The organism is Allobosea sp. RAF48 (assembly GCF_052114025.1).
Classification (GTDB): domain Bacteria; phylum Pseudomonadota; class Alphaproteobacteria; order Rhizobiales; family Beijerinckiaceae; genus Allobosea.
On sequence record NZ_JBFRDZ010000020.1, the window covers coordinates 51922 to 72217 of the forward strand.

At 64.7% G+C, this 20296-nt stretch carries 17 protein-coding genes and 1 pseudogene; 6 read left to right on the forward strand and 12 right to left on the reverse strand.

Going from position 1 to position 20296, the window contains the following annotated elements:
• Positions 1-8: 8 nt before the first annotated feature.
• Both AB4Z10_RS26715 and cobD read right to left on the reverse strand, forming a co-directional pair.
• Positions 9-980: a D-2-hydroxyacid dehydrogenase gene (locus AB4Z10_RS26715; RefSeq protein WP_441473434.1), complete on the reverse strand. Its 972-nt coding sequence runs from the start codon at positions 978-980 to the stop codon at positions 9-11.
• 81 nt (positions 981-1061) lie between these two features.
• Positions 1062-2090 carry a threonine-phosphate decarboxylase CobD gene (gene cobD, locus AB4Z10_RS26720; RefSeq protein WP_441473435.1) on the reverse strand — a complete coding sequence of 343 codons (1029 nt, stop codon included), beginning with the start codon at positions 2088-2090 and terminating at the stop codon, positions 1062-1064.
• Here cobD and cbiB point away from each other — a divergent pair.
• On the forward strand, positions 2089-3066 hold the full coding sequence (gene cbiB / locus AB4Z10_RS26725) for an adenosylcobinamide-phosphate synthase CbiB (RefSeq protein WP_441473436.1): 978 nt from the start codon (positions 2089-2091) through the stop codon (positions 3064-3066). The two genes, cobD and cbiB, sit on opposite strands and share 2 nt — an antisense overlap.
• 142 nt (positions 3067-3208) lie before the next feature.
• Here cbiB and AB4Z10_RS26730 read toward each other — a convergent pair whose 3' ends face one another.
• The 3 genes from AB4Z10_RS26730 to AB4Z10_RS26740 all read right to left on the reverse strand — a co-directional run bounded on the left by AB4Z10_RS26730 (position 3209) and on the right by AB4Z10_RS26740 (position 6827).
• Positions 3209-4864 carry an acyl-CoA dehydrogenase family protein gene (locus AB4Z10_RS26730; protein WP_441473437.1) on the reverse strand — a complete coding sequence of 552 codons (1656 nt, stop codon included), beginning with the start codon at positions 4862-4864 and terminating at the stop codon, positions 3209-3211.
• A complete protein-coding gene (locus AB4Z10_RS26735; RefSeq protein ID WP_441473438.1) occupies positions 4861-5481 on the reverse strand; it encodes a TetR/AcrR family transcriptional regulator in 621 nt (206 codons plus the stop codon). The genes AB4Z10_RS26730 and AB4Z10_RS26735 overlap by 4 nt, the downstream gene beginning before the upstream one ends.
• Before the next feature lie 347 nt (positions 5482-5828).
• Positions 5829-6827, reverse strand: coding sequence for a helix-turn-helix transcriptional regulator (locus AB4Z10_RS26740; RefSeq protein ID WP_441473439.1), 999 nt, complete (start codon positions 6825-6827; stop codon positions 5829-5831).
• A gap of 370 nt (positions 6828-7197) precedes the next feature.
• On the opposite strand from AB4Z10_RS26740, the gene AB4Z10_RS26745 reads away from it, so the two are divergent.
• Positions 7198-8025 (forward strand): acid phosphatase, encoded by an 828-nt coding sequence (locus tag AB4Z10_RS26745; protein ID WP_441473440.1) that lies wholly within the window; start codon positions 7198-7200, stop codon positions 8023-8025.
• A gap of 669 nt (positions 8026-8694) precedes the next feature.
• Here the strand turns inward: AB4Z10_RS26745 and AB4Z10_RS26750 are convergent.
• The 7 genes from AB4Z10_RS26750 to AB4Z10_RS26780 form a co-directional block, all read right to left on the reverse strand.
• Positions 8695-9894: a pyridoxal phosphate-dependent aminotransferase gene (locus tag AB4Z10_RS26750; RefSeq protein WP_441473441.1), complete on the reverse strand. Its 1200-nt coding sequence runs from the start codon at positions 9892-9894 to the stop codon at positions 8695-8697.
• A gap of 24 nt (positions 9895-9918) precedes the next feature.
• Positions 9919-11553, reverse strand: coding sequence for a hydantoinase B/oxoprolinase family protein (locus AB4Z10_RS26755; RefSeq protein ID WP_441473442.1), 1635 nt, complete (start codon positions 11551-11553; stop codon positions 9919-9921).
• An 11-nt stretch (positions 11554-11564) separates the two neighbouring features.
• Positions 11565-13655: a hydantoinase/oxoprolinase family protein gene (locus AB4Z10_RS26760; protein WP_441473443.1), complete on the reverse strand. Its 2091-nt coding sequence runs from the start codon at positions 13653-13655 to the stop codon at positions 11565-11567.
• Positions 13656-13769: 114 nt separating this feature from the next.
• Entirely contained in the window at positions 13770-14606 is an 837-nt protein-coding gene (locus AB4Z10_RS26765; RefSeq protein ID WP_441473444.1) for a transporter substrate-binding domain-containing protein, read from the reverse strand.
• A 48-nt stretch (positions 14607-14654) separates the two neighbouring features.
• On the reverse strand, positions 14655-15305 hold the full coding sequence (locus AB4Z10_RS26770; RefSeq protein ID WP_441473445.1) for an amino acid ABC transporter permease: 651 nt from the start codon (positions 15303-15305) through the stop codon (positions 14655-14657).
• 7 nt (positions 15306-15312) lie between these two features.
• Positions 15313-15981, reverse strand: a complete 669-nt coding sequence (locus AB4Z10_RS26775; RefSeq protein WP_441473446.1) for an amino acid ABC transporter permease — start codon at positions 15979-15981, stop codon at positions 15313-15315.
• 71 nt (positions 15982-16052) lie between these two features.
• Complete coding sequence (locus tag AB4Z10_RS26780) at positions 16053-16793, reverse strand: amino acid ABC transporter ATP-binding protein (RefSeq protein WP_441473447.1); 741 nt, start codon at positions 16791-16793, stop codon at positions 16053-16055.
• 232 nt (positions 16794-17025) lie between these two features.
• On the opposite strand from AB4Z10_RS26780, the gene AB4Z10_RS26785 reads away from it, so the two are divergent.
• The 4 genes and pseudogenes from AB4Z10_RS26785 to AB4Z10_RS26800 all read left to right on the forward strand — a co-directional run.
• The gene (locus AB4Z10_RS26785; protein WP_441473448.1) at positions 17026-17760 is read left to right on the forward strand and encodes a FadR/GntR family transcriptional regulator; all 735 of its coding nucleotides are present in this window, start codon (positions 17026-17028) and stop codon (positions 17758-17760) included.
• 87 nt (positions 17761-17847) lie between these two features.
• Positions 17848-18750 (forward strand): 5-dehydro-4-deoxyglucarate dehydratase, encoded by a 903-nt coding sequence (gene kdgD, locus AB4Z10_RS26790; RefSeq protein WP_441473449.1) that lies wholly within the window; start codon positions 17848-17850, stop codon positions 18748-18750.
• 141 nt (positions 18751-18891) lie between these two features.
• Positions 18892-19914, forward strand: coding sequence for an amino acid ABC transporter substrate-binding protein (locus tag AB4Z10_RS26795; RefSeq protein WP_441473450.1), 1023 nt, complete (start codon positions 18892-18894; stop codon positions 19912-19914).
• A gap of 222 nt (positions 19915-20136) precedes the next feature.
• A pseudogene (locus tag AB4Z10_RS26800) lies at positions 20137-20296 on the forward strand (aldehyde dehydrogenase family protein); the annotation flags it as partial.

The window sequence follows — 20296 nt, forward strand, 5'->3', positions numbered from 1 at the left end:
TGTTCCGGTCAGACGACCTGGTTGCGCAACGCCGTCTCGCCTCGGCCGAGGCGATCGAGATTGTCGAGCAGGATATCGACCACATTGCCTTCATAGGCGCGGGTCTCGCCGGCGCTGTGCGGCGTGACGATGACCTGCGGCAGGCGCCAGAGCGGCGAGGCGGCCGGCAGCGGCTCCTCATGGACGCAGTCGAGCCCGGCACCCGCGATCCCGCCGTTGCCGAGGGCATCGAGCAGCGCCGCCTCGTCGACGACACGGCCGCGCGCGACATTGATCAGGAAGGCCGAAGGCTTCATCGCCGCGAGGATGCGGGCGTCGATCAACCCTTCGGTCTCTGGCGTCAGCGGGCAGGTCAGCGTGACGAAATCGGCTTGCGCGACCGTCTCGGCGAGCTTGTCGGGATGGACGACGGCCTCGACATGAGGCTGAGGCTCGGAGCTGCGCCGGACTCCGATGACGCGCATGTCGAAGGCGGCGGCGAGCTTCGCCAGCCGCAGCCCGATGCGGCCGAGCCCGACGACGACCAGCGTCTTGCCGCCAAGCTCGTCCTCACGCAGCGCACGGTCGCCGATCATCGGGCGCCAGTGCTGCTTCGCCTGGTTGTCGCGGGCGAAATGTATCTGACGCGTGAGCGCGAGGATCAGCGACATCGCATGCTCGGCGACCGCCCGTTCATTGCTGCCCTGCGCGCTTGCGAGGCGGATGCCGGCTGCCCCAATCGCCGCCTTGTCGAACTGGTCGGTGCCGGCGCTGATCGACTGGATGAAGCGCAGCTTCGGCAGGCGCGGCAGAAGGTCGTTACGCCAAAGGCCGGAGACGACGAGCACATCCGCCTCCGGCGCGCGCTCTCGCAATTCGTCGAGATTGCGGACCTCGAAACTTCCTGCCGCTCGTCCGCGCGTCGCGAACTCGTCACCCAGCTGGTAGGCGGCGTGGGCGAAGCCGATCGTCAGTTCACCTTCCGGCGGCAGGAATGCCATGCGTTTTCTCTCCCCGAATCCTTTTCGGTGGACGTTAGCTGGCGCGCCGGCTCCTGTCCCCGCATCCGCCGCATGCAAGCTTCACGCTGACGCCGATGCCTCCCGCGCATCGACGGTGAGCGCCGTCTGCAGGCGCGACCAGCCGGCGGCGTCGCCCGGCAGACCGAAGCGCAAACGATCCGGCGCGTTCTGGAAACGGCGGACATAGATGCCGTGTCGGCCGAGGCGCGTGAAGAGCGCCGCCGCCGCGGGCGTCTCGAGCAGGCGGAACAGGCTGGTGCCGCCGAGGATGCGGCCATGGGGCGCGAGCAACGCGTCGAGACGCGCGGCATCCCGTGCGCGCTCTCGGCCGGCGCTGACCAGCCATTCGGCATCCGCCAAAGCCTGGGCACCGACATGAAGGGCGGGGCCGGCGACCGACCAGGGGCCGAGTGCCGCCTTGAGCCGTGCCATCAGTTCGGCCGCGCCGATCGCGAAGCCGAGGCGCAGGCCGGCGAGTCCATAAGTCTTGCCGAAGGAGCGCAGCACGATCGCACCGGGCGGCAGTTCCGGCACGGTGCTGGTCTCGGGCGTGAAATCGGCGAAGGCTTCGTCGACGACCAGCAGACCGCCGCGCGCGGCGCAGAGCGCCGCCAGATCCGCGAGTTCTGCCCGCGACAGCGCGCGCCCATCGGGATTGTTCGGATTGACCACGACGATGGTCGCGGCCTCTTCCAGCGCGGCCGCCTCGGCGACCGCGAAGCCCGCCTTGCGCCAGGCATGGCCGTGCTCGGCATAGGTCGGCCCGAGGATGGCGACGGGCCCCGACGGCGCAAGGCGCGGCAGCAGCTCGATGAGGATCTGCGTGCCGGGCGCGGCGACGATGCCGACGTGATCCGGCACGCGGTAGGCCGCGCGTGCGGCGGCGATCAGCGCCGCCTCGTCATCGGCGCCGGGCAGGCGCGTCCACAGGCTTAACGGCAGCTCCGGAAGCGGATAGGGGATCGGATTGATCCCGGTGGAGAGATCGATCCAGGGTCCGGGCGCATCCGGAAAGAGCGCACGGGCTGTGGCGAGATCGCCGCCATGCCAGATGCTGTCCTCAGCCACGATTGCGCCCGCGCCCCGCATGAACCTCTCCGCCAGCCTGCCGCTACTCATGCTCGCCCTCGCGATCGAGGCGGCCTTCGGCTATCCCTCGCGCTTCTATGCCGCAATCGGCCATCCCGTCACCTGGATTGGCAAACTGATCGGCGTGCTCGACCGGGCTCTCAACCGCGAGGCTTCGTCCTTCGTCACGCGAAAGGTCATGGGCGTGCTGGCGCTGGCGCTGTTGCTCGCCGTCACCATCGCATTGTCCGCATTGGTCCAGCGTCTGTGCCTGTTCTTCGGGCCGCTCGGCCTCATCCCGCTCGCGCTGATCGCCTCGACTCTGATCGCACAGCGCAGCCTCTACGAGCATGTCGCCCGCGTCGCCGAAGGATTGGAACGCGAGGGGCTGGAAGGCGGCCGCCGAGCCGTCTCGATGATCGTCGGGCGTAATCCGCAGACGCTGGATGAAGCCGGGGTTGCGCGCGCGGCGATCGAAAGCCTCGGCGAGAATTTCTCGGACGGCATCGTTGCGCCCGCCTTCTGGCTTGGTGCGGGCGGCCTGCCTGGTATCGCCGCCTACAAGGCGATCAACACCGCCGATTCGATGATCGGCCACCGCACGCCGCGCCATCTCGCCTTCGGCTGGGCGGCGGCTCGGCTCGACGACCTCGTCAACCTGCCGGCTTCGCGGCTGACGGCGCTGCTGCTGGTCGCCTCGGCCGCGCTCGACCGGTCGGCCGATGCAGGCGGCGCCTGGCGAGCCCTGCGCCGCGATGCCGACAAGCATCGCTCGCCCAATGCCGGCTGGCCCGAAGCGGCGATGGCCGGGGCGCTGGGGCTCCGCCTCGCCGGGCCGCGCATCTATGGCAAAACCCGTGTCGAGGACCATTGGATGGGCGATGGCCGGGCCGAAGCGAACGCCGCCGACATCCGCCGGGCGCTCAGGCTCTACCGGCGCGCCTGCGGGTTGCTGTGGGGACTGGCGGCAGTGCTGGCGGCTATGACGCTGCTTTGACCTTCGCCCGCACGTCATTCTCGGGCGGAGCGAAGCGCAGACCCGAGAATCTCTGGACGAGAAGGCGCCGGGGCCTCCTTCGGCATGAGATGCTCGGGTCAAGCCCGAGCATGACGCCTAAGATGCGTCTCGGGTCGAAGTCTCAGTTCGGGTCCGGCACTGCCCGCCGCGCGATCGCCTGCAGATCGGCTCCCAGCGGCAGCGAGCCGAAATGGCCAGACCAGCCGCCCGCCAGACGCGAGGCGATGAAGGCATCGGACACCGCATGCGGCGCGTGGCGGATCAGCAGCGAGGCCGACAGCGCCAGCGCCATGCGCTCGACGAAGCGCCGCGCCAGATGCTCGTGGCGGAGAACGTCGACGAGATCGGTCTCCAGCTCGTTCAGGAACGCGTCGTAGCGTGGGTCGCTGCCGCGCGCCGCGCGCAATTCGTCGAGCAGCGCCGGCACGCAATCCGGATAGCGGCGGATCGAGCGGAGAACGTCGAGGCAGACGACGTTGCCGGTGCCCTCCCAGATGCCGTTGAGCGGCGCTTCGCGATAGAGCCGCGCCATCAGATGGTCCTCGATGAAGCCGTTGCCGCCATGGCATTCCAGCGCTTCGATCACCACTGGCGTGGCGCGCTTGCAGTTCCAGTATTTGGCGATCGGCGCGCCGATGCGGCCGATGAGTTTCTCCGCCTCGTTTTCGCCCTCGCGGTCGAGCGCATGGACGAAGCGGAAGGCGAGCCAGGCGGAGGCTTCGGCTTCGAGAGCGAGGTCGGCGATGACATTCGCCATGATCGGCTGGTCGATCAGAGCCTTCTGGAAGGCGCGGCGATGCGCGGTGTGGTGCGCCGCCTGCGCTACAGCATGGCGCATCAGCCCGGCCGAGCCGACGGCGAAATCGAGCCGCGTATAATGGTTCATTTCCAGCCCGGCGCGGATGCCATGGCCGGGCTCGCCGATCAGATGGGCGATGACGCCGCGGAATTCGACTTCCGAGGAGGCGTTCGACTTGTTGCCGCATTTGTCCTTGAGCCGCTGGATCTGCAGCCGGTTGCGCGAGCCGTCGGGCAGCCAGCCCGGCACGACGAAGCAGGAGACGCCCTCCTCCGTCCGGGCCAGCGTCAGGAACACGTCGGAATGCGGGACGGAGAAGAACCATTTATGGCCGGTGAGCGAATAGGTGCCGTCGGCATTGCGCGACGCCACGGTCTGGGTCTGGCGCAGATCCGAGCCGCCCTGCTTCTCGGTCATCGCCATGCCGACCGTGCCGCCGCGCTTCTGCGCGGCCGGCAGCGGGCGCCCGTCGTAGTCGGAGGAGGTGATCAGCCTGCCGAACTCGGCCCAGCGCGCGGGATCGCGCTGCAGGACGGGGATTGCCGAATAGGTCATGCCGAGCGGGCAGCAGATGCCGTTCTCGCCCTGGTTCCAGAGATAGGAGACGGCAGCACGCGCCACTTGCGCGCCGGCTCGCGGTCTGGTCCAGCACAGCGAATGGAACTCGTCGCGCATGGCGAGCCCCATCAGTTCGTGCCAGGCGGGATGGAACTCGATCTGGTCGACGCGTCGGCCCCAGCGATCATGCGTGCGCAGTTCCGGCAGGCTGCGATTGGCCTGCCGGGCAAGATCCTGCACGCGTTGCGAACCGACATGGCCTCCGACGACGCTCGCCTGCTCGCGGAACCAGCCGGCGCCGAAGGTGTCGAGGATGCGTCCGAGCGCCGGATCGGCGGCAAAGGTATCGTAATCCGCCAGCGCCGGGGCCTGGTTCAGCACCTCATGCGTGTCGTAACCGTAAGCGTCGAGCGTGGTCATGCGGACTGTCCTTCACGGGAAATCAGCGCTGCGAGGGAGAGATCTGCAAGCGCGGCGGCAATCTCGCGGCCGCGTTCCGAGGTGATCGGCCGTTCGGGCGAGAGCGGGCCGATCAGCGCCTCCATGAAGCCGCCGACGATCATCGCTGCCGCGGCATCGGGATCGACGGCACGGAAAGCGCCCTGCCCTTCGCCTTCCACGACGAGTGCGCGGAAGATGCCGGCGATCTCGCGGCGATAGTCGAGGCGCGTCGCGTCGACAGCCGGGTCGGCGGGCTCCGCAATCATCGACCATGCCAGGCGGCGATTGGCGAAGGCGCGACGGGCGAAGGCCTCGACCGCGGCGGTCAGCCGCTCAGCGACCGGGGCATCGCTTGCGGCGATCTCGCGCAGCACGGACAGTTCGCGAGAGGACACCGCCGCGACGATCTCGGCCATCAGCTCGGCCTTGGACGAGAAATAGGAATAGACGCTGCCGGTGGAGACGCCGCTGGCGGAGGCCACTGCGGCAATCGAGGTTTCGTGGAAGCCAACCTCCGAAACAATGCCGCGCGCGGCGGCGAGGATCGCCTCCCGCTTCCCGGCCTTGCGCGGCTGTCTCGGCGCCATATCAGGCATGAGCTTTCTCAAAATTGAACCTGAATTCAAATTCAAATTGAGAGCAAAACCGGCCGCCGTCAAGCCTGCCGGCCTCCACCCGTCTCAGGCCTCATCTGGATTGATTTTGTCTCAGGGAATTCGATCCCGGGGGCGCGAGGTTCAACCGGGGGGCGCGGCGCGAGACGCCAGGCACCAGCCAACGCGCGAAACTGCCCCGTTCCGGACGTCCGCAATGTCCGGGCCCGGCACCTGAAGGAAGCGGAACCCGGACGCTTGTCGATACTGAGACGCCTGCCCTTTCGGCCGTTGCGTCAAGGGCGGCGGCGATCGCCCGATCGGCAAGACGCCCCAGGGAAAAACGCCTTTCAGCAGAGCCGCGCTTGCTCGCGGAACTGGCGCGGCGTGACGCCCGTCATCCGGCGGAAAGCGCGGCTGAAATGCGCCGGATCGGTGTAGCCGGAGGAAAAGGCGACGTCGATGATCCTGCAATCGGTGTCGCGCAGCAGCCGGCTCGCATTCTCGTAGCGGACCGTGTCGAGGATGTCCGAATAGGACAGGCCGACATGGGCGAGCTTGCGCTGCAGCGTCCGCCTGCTGACGCCCGCGATCTCGGCGACGTCCGCCAGAGCGGTGGTTCCCTCGTCGAGATAGGCCGGCAGCATCAGCTTGAGCAGTTCGACGATGTCGTAGGGGGAAGGGCCGTCCTCATTGTCGCGCGGCGGTGCAAAGGCGGCGGGCATGCGGTTGGGGAGGCCGAGCAGCGCGATCGGCAGACTGATCCAGGCGGCATGCTGCCCCGACAGGAACCGCACATTCGGCCAGCAGGATCGCGTCGCCGGGCTCGGCGCATAGGACGATTCGAAAGCGATCGCCGTCGGCATCCAGTCGGCCCCGGCGAATTGCCGGATGATGTGGATCGGAAAGATGTTCTGGATCCATTGCGCGTATTTCAGATGCAGGTGCCCGGGCCCGGCGAGCCGGCTGCAGACCCGGACATGATCGGCGTGATGTTCGATCCACATGCTCAGGATGGTGTCTTCCCGCGCTGCCTCGTGGCAGGCGTGCCGGAGCGCGACGAGCAGCGTCGGAGAATGCGCGATCAGGGCCCGCGTCCTTTCTCTCATATGGGAGAAATGCAGCAGCTGGGCCGCGAGAAAGCCGAAATCCTCGATGCCCTGGCTTCTCTGGGCGGTCTCGACGAAGCGCAGCGCCGGCAGGAGCGGCAGGTAGAGATCGCTCTTTTCGGCCAGGGACGATGGCAGCCGCGACCTCTCCAGAAGCGTCTCCGTCGGAGCCCCGATATCGTCGAGGATGCTGACGAAGGGCAGCAGGAACTGGCCGCGCGTCAAAGGGATATCAGCCATCGGACCTCGCTGCGATCACCGGATCGACGCTTTTCACAGGGCCGAATGTCGGGGGATTCGCGACCGGCGGAGACGGAGCATAGCCGGTCCCGACTGGCGTGAAATGGCAAGACGGGCAGGCTGCCCATGCACGAAATGCGCGCAACGGAATTCGCAGGTTGATCGGGGCGATCGTGCCTGCAGCGCCCCTAAGCGCTCTCGCAGGCACGGGCGGCGCGAGGAGATCGCACTCGCGGGAGCGGCGCTCGCACGGCGGACAGGGCGCCCAATCCCTACGACGTGACGCAGCACGGGCCTGCGGTCGCGGCAACATACCGGTTCTGACCGGGCCTTCATGAGTTCAGCCATGTCGAAAGGAATGGGAATGTCGATGACCGGGACTGCTGCGAGGGCCGCCCATGTTTCTCTGCTGGCGCTATTCGCGTTCTGCGGACAGGCGTTCGCGCAGACGGGCGAAACGCAGACGAAGGTCACCGACCCGCATTTCAAGATTGCACCGGGCTATCTCAAGCGCACCGACCTGCCGGACAGCCTGGTCCTGCTCGGCCCGCCGCCCGAGGCGAATTCGGCTGCGCTGGCCCGGGACGAAGAAGCACGCAAGGCGACGCTCCCCTTGCGCAACACCGCGCGCTGGAAGCTCGCCTATACCGACGCCGATCTCGCCTTTCCGCAGGCCGCCGACAATTTCTCCTGCGCTATGGGGGTCAGGATCGACAGCAAGCAGACCCCGCGCCTCTACGCGATGATGCAGAAGATGCTGTCGGATTTCGGCCTCTCCACCTATGGCGTGAAGAACAAGTACAACCGGACCCGCCCCTTCGTGGTTCACAACGAAGCGACCTGCCGGGCTGATCAGGAGGCGATCCTGCGGGGTGACGGCTCCTACCCGTCCGGCCACACGGCCGCCGGCTGGGGCTGGGCTCTCGTCTTCGCGCAGATCAATCCCGAGCGCGCGGATGCGCTGCTCAAGCGCGGCATCGAATTCGGGCAGAGCCGCGTGATCTGCGACGCCCATTGGCAGAGCGATGTCGATGCGGGGCGCATCATGGGCGCGGCGACGGTTGCGCGGCTGCAAACCGACCCGGCTTTCCTCGCGGACCTCAAAGCCGCGAAAGCGGAAGTAAAGGCTGCGAAGGCGAAGCAGGTCACCCCGACGCCCGGCTGCGCTGCCGAGGCGGCAGCCTTGTCCGGGCAATAACGGGCCATCCCACCAAGCACCGGGCGCTCGCCTATGGCGAGGCTCAGCGATGAACACCGAAATGGGCAAGAGTGACCCAGCAAGTCAGTGTATAGACAACCGTTCCCACTGCGACGATCGCGATCTCAGCCATATCACGCTCCATCGATCCTCCAGCAACCAGATCCGGGCGAACGTCGTTCTGGGCTTTGATCTGTCGGCGCCGCCAGATAGTCGAAACCGCCGCCCAACCGATTGCAGCAGGATTGGCGGACGAACTTTGCTCGGATCATTTCGTGCATAGGCAGGTCACCCGGTCTTGCCATTTTACGCCAAACGCGCTGGCAACCTTTCATCCGCGTCGGACCGACCCGATCCAGCTACCACGGCGTCGGTCACTCGCGGATGCTTGCCCGGCATGAAGACGTGCGAGCAGACCGGGCAAAGCCCGAGCCGGCGAGCCGCAGCCTCGAAGCGGCTTGTTCCAATGCTCCGAAGAAGCTGAGCTTTCGGAACAGGTCGATTGCCGGCGTGCCGCCTTCTCGCTCCGAAGGTCCGCTTGCGGCCGGAAGGCCGTCGTCGGCTTGCCTCCCAGGTCGGCAGCTCGGCCGGCTCGATGTCCGAGAGCGCGCTGCGCCATTTCCCGACACCGCGCCTCTGCTCGACCGCGTCCATCGGCGCTTGATCCGGTCAAAGGCTGGCGACTGCGGCTCCGATCCGCCGACATGCTTCTTTCAGCGATTGCTCGGAAGCAGCGAAGGAAATCCGGACGTGTCCGTCCAGGCCGAAAGCGCTCCCTGGCACACTGGCCACCTCCCCCTGCTCCAGCAGGTAGGACGACATGTCAGCGTCATTTTCGATCCGCTTCCCTTGAGGTGTAGACCTCCCGATCAGGGCGGAGACGTCGACGAAGACGTAGAATGCGCCCTCGGGGCGAACGATCCGCAGGCCGGGCACGGCAACCAGCGCGGCCACGACCAGATCGCGGCGTTTTGCGTATTCCGCACCCGCCTTGCCTACGAAATCCTGCGGGCCGGTCAAAGCCGCCAGGGCTGCGGCCTGCGAGATCGACGAGGGGTTGCTCGAACTTTGCGACTGCAGCTTTCCGATCGCCTTGATGAGGCCTTCAGGACCGGCGGCATAGCCGATCCGCCACCCTGTCATCGCATAGGCCTTGGAGACGCCATTGACGATCAGCGTGCGGTCACGAAGCTCCGGGCATGCCTTGGCGAAGGATGTGAAACGACGCCCATCATAGAGAATGTGCTCGTAGATCTCGTCCGACATGACCAACACATTGGGGAAATCGGCGAGCACGCCGCCCAGCGCCTTGAGCTCCGCCTCATCGTAGATTGCGCCACTTGGGTTGGAAGGGGCGTTGAGGATGAGCCAACGCGTCTTCGGCGTGAGCGAGGCGCGCAGAACCTGCGGCGTGATCTTGAAGCCGGTCTCCGCGGTGCACGCGACGACCTTCGGCACGCCGCGCATCAGCAGAACCATGTCGGTGTAGGACACCCAATAGGGAGCCGGCACCAGGACTTCGTCGCCTTCTTCGAGCGTCACCATCAGCGCGTTGAAGATGATCTGCTTGGCCCCGTTCGCGACCGAGATCTCCGTTGGCTTGTAGTCGAGCCCGTTTTCGCGGGCGAACTTTTCGGCAATCGCCTTCTTGAGCTCTGGCGTCCCGTCCGCGGCGGTGTATCGCGTCTGCCCGGCGCGCGCCGCGGCGTAGGCAGCTTCGATGATGTGGTCCGGCGTGTTGAAGTCCGGCTCACCGAGACTCAAATCGATGACCGGGCGCCCCTCGGCCGTCATTTTTCGGGCCTGGAGCGAGATCGCCATCGAGGGCGATGGCTTCACCTGCCGAATGATGCTGTTTTCGTAGTTCATCGTCGAATGTCCTGCGAGCGGCATTCAGGCGGTTACGTAGTCGAGGCGACGATCGCGAGAGCTGGCCTCAGCCTCGCGCTCGGACGGACGGCCATAGCCGCCACCGCCGGGCAATTCGAGCACGAGGCGGCGTCCCGCCGGCACGTGCTGGCGCCCCTTGGCTCGCAATACCGTGCCGTCGTCGAGATGAACGGAACCCGGTGCGCCGTTCTCGCCCCCCTCGCGGCCGCGCGGAGGATGTTCGATGCGGTCGAACATGGCATTGAACGAAATCTCATGGCCCGGCTTGGGAGCGATCTCGACCACCTGTCCCAGGCCACCACGATAACGGCCATTGCCGCCCGAGCCGTCCCGCAGTTCCTTGCGCCAGAACACGACCGGTCCGACATGCTCGGTGGCTTCGATCGACATGGAGTGCACGCCGCTCGGGAAAGCCGTGGCAGAAAGACCGTCGAGTGCCGGGCGAGCGCCCGCGCCTCCGGAGTTGAAGAGCAGCACTTCGGCACGCTGACCGCCGTCGGCGGGGGCATTCGCGCCCTTCAGCGGACGGACGCTGACATGCAGGTTCCAGAGCGCGCCGGAGCCTTCGGCGGGGACGGTGCCGGGCAACATCTTGTGCACGGCGCCCAGGACCGCATCCGGGACCAGATGGCCGAGGACGTGGCGAACGGCCACCGGAGCCGGGCGCTGCGCATTGAGGATGCAGTCGACCGGAGCCGCGACCTTGAAAGGCAGCAGCGATGCGTAGTTGTTCGGAATCTCGGGCGCCAGCGAACACTTCAGGGCGTAGCAGGCATAGGCGGCCGAGTAGATGACCGGGCAGTTGATGCCGAGCGGGCTCGGAGCCGATGTGCCGGCGAAATCCACCAGGATGTGATCGGAGGCGACATCCATGCGGACCGCGATATCGATGGGGGAACCGTAGCCATCGACCCGCATGACATTGTCGTAGCTGCCGTGCGGGAGCGCCGCGAGGCGTTCGAGGGTTGCCTGCAGGCTCCGTTCGAAGATGAACTCGCTCAACCCTTCGAGATCGATGAGCTTGAACTCGTCCATCATGTCCATGAGACGGCGATGGCCGATCTCGTTGCAGGCCGCGAGCGAATAGACGTCGCCGACGACCTGGTGTGCCTCACGAACGTTGTTGCGCAGGATGTTGACGAGATCCTTGTTCACCGTGCCACGCTCGGCGAACTTCATGATCGGGATGAAGATGCCCTCTTCGTACACCTCGTTGGCGTCGGGGCCGAAGCCACGGCCGCCGACATCGACCACATGGGCGGTACAGGCGAAGAAGCCGATCAGCGAACCGTTGCGGAACGAGGGCGAGACGACCGTGAAATCATGCAGGTGCCCGGTGCCCTTCCAGGGATCGTTGGTGATGTAGACGTCGCCCTCGAAGATGTTCTCGCGGCCGATGTCGTTGATGAAGTGTCCGACGGCCTCGGCCATCGCATTCACGTGGCCAGGCGTGCCGGTCACTGCCTGGGCGATCATCTGACCGGCCTGGTTGAAAACACCCGCCGAAAGGTCGCCGGATTCTCGCACCGAGGTCGAGAAGGCGGTGCGGATCAAGGTGACGGCCTGCTCCTCGACGACGGAGATCAGGCGGTTCCACATGATCTGCATGTGGACGTTGGAAAGCGCGTTGTTGCTCATGCCGATCTCCCTCAGACGGTGCGCTTATTGCGCAGGAGCAGGCAGCCATCGGCCTGCATGATCGCCTCGCGGCTGGCTGTGACGATGGTGGAGGTTTCGCGCTCGGTGATGACGGCCGGACCCGAGACCAGATCTCCAGTCTTCATGTCGGCTCTCGCTACGATGCCGGCCTCGAGGAATGCTGCGATCTGACTGTCGAAGATCGGGCGCTTGGCCGGCGCGGCGATCGTCCTCGGCTCGCTGGCCCAGGCGACGTGGTCCACCGGCGGAACCTCGGAGGTGGCGCGCAGCGACCAGCTGACGATCTCGACATCGAGACCGTCGATGAGGCGCCCGAAGAAGCGCTCATACGCCTCATCGAACAGGCCACGGAAATGCGCTCCGTCTGCCTGGGCGTAGTCGCGAACCTCGACCGTGACCGGAACCTCCCAGCCTTGACCGACGTAGCGCATGTAAGCCGTGCATTCGAGCGTCGGCACCGCATCGGGCGCGCCGCTGCGGACGAAGGACGTCGCCTCCTCGGAAAGCTCGCGAATGAGCGTGTTGACCGATTGAGCATCGAAGCGGTTCAGACGGAGATAGGCGCTGCGCACCGACTCGAAACCGAAGGGAGCGCGAAGGAAGCCGATAGCGGATCCGACGCCGGCACCGGGCGGAATGATCAGTTCATCGACGCCAAGCTTCTCGCAGAGACGTGCAGCGTGGATGGGCGCCGCGCCGCCGAAGGCGATCATGGTGAACTCGGCCAGCTCCTTGCCGTTTTCCACGGCGTGCATGCGTGCCGCATTGCTCATGTTCTCGTCGACGACTTCGCTGAGGCCGAAAGCGGCGGTCGCGGTGTCGATCGACAGCTTGCCGGAAATCTCGCGATCGAGCGCGCTCTGCGACGCCTCGGTCGAGAGCTTGATGGCACCGCCCGCAAACTCGTTCGGATCGAGGCGGCCGAGAACCAGGTCGCCATCCGTGACAGTCGGCCGGTCGCCGCCGCGGCCGTAGCAGGCGGGCCCGGGCTCGGAACCGGCGCTATGGGGGCCGACCCGGATCTGCCGCATGGAGTCGACGCTTGCGATCGAGCCGCCGCCGGCTCCGATTTCGACCATTTCGATCACGGGGATCGAAATCGGCATGCCCGAGCCCTTCTTGAAGCGATAGGTCCGGGCGACCTCGAAGGTCTTCGCGGTCTTGGGAACCTGCCCCTCGATCAGGCAGATTTTCGCGGTCGTACCGCCCATGTCGTAGGACAGGACCTTGTCGAGGCCGTAGCGCGCGGCAATGTGCGCGGCAAAGATCGCGCCGCCGGCCGGGCCAGACTCGAGCAGACGGACCGGAAACTCGATCGCGCTTTCGACACTGATGATGCCGCCGCCCGAGTGGATCATGAAGACCGGGCAGGTGAGCCCTTCGTCTCGCAGGCGGCCGACGAGCCGGTTGAGATAGGAAGCCATCAGCGGCTTCACATAGGCGTTGGCGCAGACCGTATTGAAGCGCTGGAACTCCCGCATCTGCGGCGAGACTTCCGAGGAGATCGAGACGGCGACATTGGGCAGGCGAGCGAGAAGCCGGTCGCGCACTTGCCTCTCGTGGCGGCCGTCGATGTAGGAGTGGATCAAGCCGACGGCGACGCTTTCGAAGCCGCCGGCCGCGATGCGGTCACAGAGCGCGTCGAGTTCAGCGTCGTCGATAGCCTTCAGCACGGTGCCCTCGGCCGAAATCCGTTCGTCGAGAACGAAGCGCTCATCGCGTGGCACCAACGGGGCAGGAAGCACGATATTGAGGTCATACTGCTCGAACCGGCTTTCGGTCCGCATCTCGATGACGTCTCGAAAGCCTTTGGTCGTGATGAAGGCCGTGCGGGCGCCGCGCCGCTCGATCAGGGCATTGGTGGCCAGGGTCGTGCCGTGGATGACGGTATCGACCTGATCCAAAGAGACATTGGCCAGCTCCGCCACCTGGCGGATGCCGTCAACGATCGCCTGCTCCGGGAAGGCGTAGTTGGTCAGGACCTTGGTGGAAAACAAAGCCGCGCCCACTTCCATGGCGACGTCCGTGAAGGTTCCGCCGATATCGACGCCGACCCTGATCTGCTTGCCGTCTGTCGTCATGTCCGTGCACTCGTTCTGGAACACTTGTTCGGGGCGCAATTATCCGGTCCCGGGCCATTTCGGCCCGGGCGGGAAATAGCGATCTGGAGGAAGGCGCGGCGAAACCGCTCCTTGTTATTGACCGGTGAAGTTCACACCGGGAAGAGAGGTCGGCAGCGTCGGCCGATCGGCGCCGATCCACTTCTTGTAGAGCGCATCGAGCGTGCCATCGGCGGTCCGGCGCTTCACGAAGTCGTTCAGCCAGTCGAGCATCTGCTTGTCGCCCTGGCGGACCGCCATGCCCTGGTAATTGTCCGCGACCTTGAACTTCCGCTCGTACTTGCCATCGTTACCCGTGCTCTTGATGACGAGCCCGTAGGTCACGCTGCCCAGAATGGCGTCGACCTGGCCGGCGAGAAGCGCCTGGACCGTCGATGCATCATCGTCGAAGCGGCGGATCTGCGTGCCGGCCGGAGCGGCCTTGACGAGGATCGGATCGAAAACGCTGCCGCGATTGACGCCGATGACGTATTTGCCGAGGTCTTCATTGCCTTTGATCGGCGCGTCCTTCTTCGCCCACAGGGTGATGTCGTTGGCCGAATAAGGCAGCACGAACTGAATGACCTTGGCGCGTTCCTCGGTGATCGTCATCGACGGGACGAGGATGTCAGCAGTGCCGCTGGTGAGCAGCGGAATGCGATTCTGGCCGGTGATGCGGGCGAACTCGGGCTTGACGCCCAGTTCCTTGGCGATGAGCTCCGAGATCTCGATGTCGAAGCCTTCGTTCTTGCCGGCGGCGTTGATGAAGCCCCAGGGAAACTGATCCATCTGCACGCCGATGACGATCTTGCCCTTGGCCTTGATCTCATCGGGTGTGATCGCCTTCGCGGGAGCAATTCCCAGTGTCAGCGCCGCGACTGCGCCGCCTGCCAGAGCAAGCACTTCCGCGCGCGTAAAACCGAACTTCTTCATCGCTTTTCCCCTCGTTGTTCAGCCGGGCCGACCCCGGCGGATCTTGCGTTACCGACCGGCGTGAAGCCGCTTCTCGATCCGAGCGCTAGCGAGCGTCAGCGGGAAGCAAATCAGGAAGTAGATCAGCGCGACCGCGGCGTAGGTTTGCAGCGGCTGAAAGGTGATGTTCGCCATGAGTTGGCCCGAGCGTGTGAGCTCGGTCAGGCCGACGAGAGCCGCCAGCGCGGTGCCCTTGATCAGATTGACCAGGAAGCCCACCGTGGCCGGCATCGCGATCCGGAACGCTTGCGGGAGCACGATATCGACCATTCGCGAGGCGTAGCCGATGCCGAGAGCATTCGCCGCCTCGGTCTGCCCCTTCGGCACGGCCTCGATGCTGCCGCGCCAGATTTCGCCGAGGAAGGCGCTCGTGTGCAGCGAAAAGCCGACGATGAGCGCGCCCCAGATGCCCAATGAAAGCCCTGCCAGTTGCAGGCCGAAGTAGAAGAAGAACAGCTGCACCAGCAGCGGCGTGCCCTGGAAAACCTGGATGTAGACGGTCGTTACGCGCCTCAGCCACGGAGAATTGCTCGTCCGGGCGAGTGCCACTCCAAGCCCTGCGATGCCTCCGACCAAGAAGGAGACGAGCGACAGCAGAATGGTCCACTGCGCGTGGGAGAGRACAAAAAGGAATTCGTTGAAGCCGAACGGGCGGATCATTCGAGCCTCACTTCACCGGGTAGGAAAAATAGACGCGGCCGATCCCCTGCAGGACAAGCGACAGCAGCTGGGAGAGCGCGAGATAGATCGCGCCGACGACGAAATAGACTTCCGTGGAGCGAAAAGTCTGAGCGTCGATGGTCTGAGCCGCGTAGGTGAGGTCCTCGGCCGAGATCGAAGCCACGATGCTCGATGTAAGCATCAACAGGATGAACTGGCTGCACAATGCCGGGTAGACCGCCCGAACCGCCGGCCGAAAGATAACGAAACGAAAGATGTCGATGCGGCTCAGTCCGAGGGCGCGCCCCGCCTCGAACTGTCCTTTGTGAATGGAATCGAGACCGCCGCGGATGATCTCGGCTGTGTAGGCCGCACAGTTGAGCGACAATGCCAGGATCGCGGCCTGCTCGGTTCCCAGGCGATACCCCAGCGCTGGCAGGCCGAAGAAGATGAAGAACACCTGGACCAGGAACGGGGTGTTTCGAACGATCTCGATGTAGCCAAGGGCGAATGCCTTCAACGCCGCCCAGTCGGCTGCGCGCAGCAGCATCAGGCCGATGCCCATGACCAGACCCAGCACGATCGATATCGCCGAGATCTTCAGCGTGCTGAATGTGCCGTTCAGGAGCTCTGGCCAGGCCGCGAGGACGGGGCCGAAGTCGATCGCATATTTCATGGGAGAGGTTCGGCCATATCTCTGCTTGGACTGAGCGGGACCGCGCAGCGCGGTGTGCGGTTCGGAAAGCGCTAGTGGTTCAGGATCTGGCCGAGGAATGCGCGGGTGCGTTCGTGCTTGGGAGAATCAAAGAATTCCCCTGGCGGAGCGCTCTCGATGATCCGCCCCTGATCCATGAAGACGACGCGATGAGCGACGGCCCTGGCGAAGCCCATCTCATGCGTGACGCAGATCATGGTGATCCCGTCATCGGCCAGAGAGATCATCGTATCGAGCACCTCCTTGACCATCTCCGGGTCGAGGGCAGATGTCGGCTCGTCAAAAAGCATGATGTCCGGCCCCAGGCAGAGCGCGCGCGCAATGGCAACGCGTTGCTGCTGCCCGCCGGAGAGCTGGGCGGGATACTTGGCAGCCTGTTCGGCGATCCGGACGCGCTCCAGATACTGCATGGCGCGGGCCTTGGCGTCGGCCGGACTGGTTTTCCGAACGCGACGCTGCGCCAGAGTGCAATTCTCCAGAACCGTGAGATGGGGAAACAAATTGAACTGCTGGAAGACCATCCCGACATTGCGCCGAATCTGATCGACGTTGGATCCGTCCCGGCCGAGCTCGATACCGCCAACGCGGATAGAACCTGCCTGGGTGCCTTCGAGATGGTTGATGCAGCGGATCAGTGTCGACTTTCCCGAACCGGACGGACCGCAGAGGACGATGTGCTCGCCGCGGGCCACCGACAGGTCGATCTGGGTCAGAACCTGATGACTGCCGAACCACTTGTCGACGCCGGCCATTTCGATTGCCATGTCGGTCATGGTTGAACGCCTCCCTCTTTGCGCCGGCCTTTGAAATGCCTTGGCGCGATCGCTGAGCTCGGGCGGCCTCCGCCGGGCGGCAGCCGTCGCCCGATCACTGCTAGCGACGCTCATGTCGTATGACAAGTTGGAGGATCTTGTCAAATGACTAAATAAACATCAGACAAGATATATTCTGATCGCCTATCATGCAGCGAGCCGACAGGATTGGCTGGCAGGATTCGAGGGTAAAATGTCGGGGCGACGCGAAGCGGCTGCGGATACAAGGCGGGGGAGCAGCACGCTTGCATCCTCGGTAAGCCAAGCCCTCCGCGAGGCCATTCGGTCAGGCCGGTATCGGCCGGGCGAAAAGCTCCCGAGCGAAGCCAAATTGACGGTCGAGCACAATGTCAGCCGCACCGTCATTCGGGAGGCGATCTCCGCGTTGCGCGCGGACGGCCTCGTGGATCCCAGGCAAGGGGCCGGCGTCTTCGTCCTGGAGCCGCTCTCCGCTCCCGTCCTGCCATTCCAGAATGTCGATAATGCCCGCATTTCCTCGGTCATCGAGCTGCTGGAGCTCCGCGCACCCGTCGAAATGGAGGCCGCAGCGCTCGCTGCTCAGCGACGCTCTCCAGCGCAGGAGGAGGCGATCATTGAGCGGCATCACGCCATCATCGCCTGCATCCAGAACCAGCAGCCGACAATCGAGGCGGATTTCGATCTCCATCTCGCCATTGCCGAAGCGACCAACAACCCTCGCTTTGTCGAATTTCTGCGGATCATGGGGGAGGGAATGATCCCGCGCTCGGCCCTGCGGGAACCGAACTCCGAACGGACCAGCAGCGAGTACCTCCAGCGCCTCGTCGAGGAGCACGGGCGAATCGTGGCAGCGATTTCGAACGGCGATGTCGAGGACGCCCGCGAGGCAATGCGGGTCCACCTCAACGGAAGTCAGCAGCGGTATCGGAAACTTCTCAGACAGTTATAAGATTTATCATACAAGTTGTTGACTGACGCTCTCAGCCCCAGTACGGATGAGCCAGATCCAATCCATCGATCGGCTGAGGGCTGCGATATGAATCCAATCGAATTGAAGTCGGCGCTGGGCGCAGGACTGCTTTCTTTCCCTGTGACCGCCTTCGATGCTTCGGGGGATTTCGCCGCCGAGCCCTATCGCCGCCATGTCGAGTGGCTCTCCGGCTTCGAGGCGGCGGCACTGTTTGCGGCCGGTGGCACGGGCGAATTCTTCTCGCTCGCTCCCTCGGAAATCCCGTCGATCGTATCGGCGGCGAAGGAAGCTGCGGGTAAGACCCCCATCGTCGCAGGTTGCGGCTATGGGACGCGCATCGCGGTGGATATCGCCCGCTCAGCGGAAAAGGCCGGCGCCGACGGCATCCTGCTGCTGCCGCACTACCTGATCGATGCACCGCAAGCCGGTCTTTACGCGCATGTGAAGGCCGTCTGCGACAGCATCGGAATTGGCGTGATGGTCTATAATCGCGACAACTCGATCCTGCACCCGGATACGATCGCCCGGCTCGCGGAAGCCTGCCCGAACCTGATCGGCTTCAAGGATGGGTCGGGCGATATCGGCCTGGTGCGCCAGATCACTGCGACACTTGGGGATCGGCTGACCTATCTCGGTGGCATGCCGACCGCGGAGCTCTTCGCCGAAGCTTACCTGGGCGCGGGCTTTACCACCTACTCGTCGGCGGTGTTCAATTTCGTCCCCGCCTTGGCCGTGGAATTTTACAAGGCACTGCGAGGCGGCAACCGCGCGCGGTGCGAGGAGATCCTGCGCGATTTCTTCTACCCGTTCATGGCGCTGCGCAGCCGCAACAAGGGCTATGCGGTCTCGGCGATCAAGGCTGGCGTTCGTCAGAAGGGGTTTGAAGCTGGTCCAGTTCGGCCGCCGCTCGTCGACCTCACGCCGGAAGAAGAAAAGATCCTGGCGGAGCTCATCGCCAAGTCGGAGTGAGGCCAGACGATCATTCCGAAGCAGAGCGGGCTGCTGCGCGGCCCGCTCTTGCGTCTCGAGGGGCGCGGACGTGTGGGCTCGACAGCATGGGTAGGCTCATTAATCCGAGCAACTGAATCGATATATTACAGGGGAATATTGATGAAGAAGTTCGCAGGCGCGACTCTGCTCGCAGCTATCGGCCTCATGACTGCTGCAAGCACTGTCTCCGCGCAGACCATTTTGGGACAGGTCAAGCAGCGCGGTGCTCTCAATTGTGGTGTTCATACCGGCCTTGCCGGCTTTGGTGTCCCGGACGCGCAAGGAAACTGGACAGGGCTCGACGTCGATTATTGCCGTGCCATTGCCTCGGCGATCTTCAACGATCCGAGCAAGGTCAGATACATCCCCCTCGTATCGAAGGATCGCTTCACGGTGGTCCAATCGGGCGAAGTCGATGTGCTGATCCGCAACACGACCTGGACGATGTCTCGCGACGCTTCGCTCGGCGTGCTTTTCACCGGCGTCAACTACTATGATGGCCAGAGCTTTATGGTTCGCAAGAAGCTCGGCGTGAACTCCGCGCTCCAGCTCTCCGGCGCATCCGTCTGCACGCTGCAAGGCACCACAAGCGAGCTCAACGTCGCCGACTATTTCCGGGCAAACAATCTGAAGTATGAGGTCGTCTCGTTCGCCGGCTCGGACGAGGCGATGACTGCTTACGAGGCGGGTCGTTGCGACGCGATCACGAACGATGCGTCGAGTCTCTATTCAATCCGTCTAAAGCTGGCTGCTCCGGATGAGCACCTCGTGCTCCCGGAGATCATCTCGAAAGAGCCGCTTGGTCCGGCCGTCCGCAGCAGCGATCCGCAATGGTTTAATCTCGTGAAGTGGACACACTTCGCGATGCTGAACGCCGAAGAGCTTGGCGTCACGCAGGCAAACGTCGATCAGCAGCTCAAGTCGGACAATCCGGAGGTCAAGCGTTTGCTAGGGGCCGAGGGCAAGTTTGGCGAGCAGATTGGTCTGACGCCTGACTGGGTTGCGCGTATCGTCAAGCATGTCGGCAACTACGGAGAGTCCTTCGAGCGGAACTTCGGACAGGGCTCCCCCCTCAAGATCGTCCGCGGTCAGAACGGCCTTTGGTCAAAGGGCGGCCTGCAATACGCTCCGCCGGTCCGCTAAGCGAATAGCCAAGGAATGCGCCCAACCGGCGGGCGCCAGCAAAACGGCGCAGGGCCTCGGTGGCGGCCCCGCGATCAGCTACAGGCCCTCTTCGGCATGATCGGCGATTGCTTGCAGATTGGCCAACGGCCAGGGTGCCGCCGGATTTCATTACATGCCTCGAACTTGAAAGCAGGCTGACTTCGTCAGTCTCTCCACTACGGCACTAGCGAGTACATAGCCATGGCTGAATTCTTCAAGAACCTGATCGCCGGCGAGTGGGCCGGCGGGGCCAATGCCTCGCGCAACATCAATCCCTCCAACACCAACGACGTGGTCGGCGAATACGTCCAGGGCTCGGTCGAGGACCTCAACAGCGCCGTGGCCGCCGCCAAGGCCGCGT

What these genes read in the sequence shown, in the direction of transcription:
- AB4Z10_RS26715 (WP_441473434.1), bottom strand. Translation starts at nt 980, where the DNA reads ATGGCATTCCTGCCGCCGGAAGGTGAACTGACGATCGGCTTCGCCCAC.
- cbiB (WP_441473436.1), top strand. Translation starts at nt 2,089, where the DNA reads ATGAACCTCTCCGCCAGCCTGCCGCTACTCATGCTCGCCCTCGCGATC.
- cobD (WP_441473435.1), bottom strand. Translation starts at nt 2,090, where the DNA reads ATGCGGGGCGCGGGCGCAATCGTGGCTGAGGACAGCATCTGGCATGGC.
- AB4Z10_RS26730 (WP_441473437.1), bottom strand. Translation starts at nt 4,864, where the DNA reads ATGACCACGCTCGACGCTTACGGTTACGACACGCATGAGGTGCTGAAC.
- AB4Z10_RS26735 (WP_441473438.1), bottom strand. Translation starts at nt 5,481, where the DNA reads ATGCCTGATATGGCGCCGAGACAGCCGCGCAAGGCCGGGAAGCGGGAG.
- AB4Z10_RS26740 (WP_441473439.1), bottom strand. Translation starts at nt 6,827, where the DNA reads ATGGCTGATATCCCTTTGACGCGCGGCCAGTTCCTGCTGCCCTTCGTC.
- AB4Z10_RS26745 (WP_441473440.1), top strand. Translation starts at nt 7,198, where the DNA reads ATGACCGGGACTGCTGCGAGGGCCGCCCATGTTTCTCTGCTGGCGCTA.
- AB4Z10_RS26750 (WP_441473441.1), bottom strand. Translation starts at nt 9,894, where the DNA reads ATGAACTACGAAAACAGCATCATTCGGCAGGTGAAGCCATCGCCCTCG.
- AB4Z10_RS26755 (WP_441473442.1), bottom strand. Translation starts at nt 11,553, where the DNA reads ATGAGCAACAACGCGCTTTCCAACGTCCACATGCAGATCATGTGGAAC.
- AB4Z10_RS26760 (WP_441473443.1), bottom strand. Translation starts at nt 13,655, where the DNA reads ATGACGACAGACGGCAAGCAGATCAGGGTCGGCGTCGATATCGGCGGA.
- AB4Z10_RS26765 (WP_441473444.1), bottom strand. Translation starts at nt 14,606, where the DNA reads ATGAAGAAGTTCGGTTTTACGCGCGCGGAAGTGCTTGCTCTGGCAGGC.
- AB4Z10_RS26775 (WP_441473446.1), bottom strand. Translation starts at nt 15,981, where the DNA reads ATGAAATATGCGATCGACTTCGGCCCCGTCCTCGCGGCCTGGCCAGAG.
- AB4Z10_RS26780 (WP_441473447.1), bottom strand. Translation starts at nt 16,793, where the DNA reads ATGACCGACATGGCAATCGAAATGGCCGGCGTCGACAAGTGGTTCGGC.
- AB4Z10_RS26785 (WP_441473448.1), top strand. Translation starts at nt 17,026, where the DNA reads ATGTCGGGGCGACGCGAAGCGGCTGCGGATACAAGGCGGGGGAGCAGC.
- kdgD (WP_441473449.1), top strand. Translation starts at nt 17,848, where the DNA reads ATGAATCCAATCGAATTGAAGTCGGCGCTGGGCGCAGGACTGCTTTCT.
- AB4Z10_RS26795 (WP_441473450.1), top strand. Translation starts at nt 18,892, where the DNA reads ATGAAGAAGTTCGCAGGCGCGACTCTGCTCGCAGCTATCGGCCTCATG.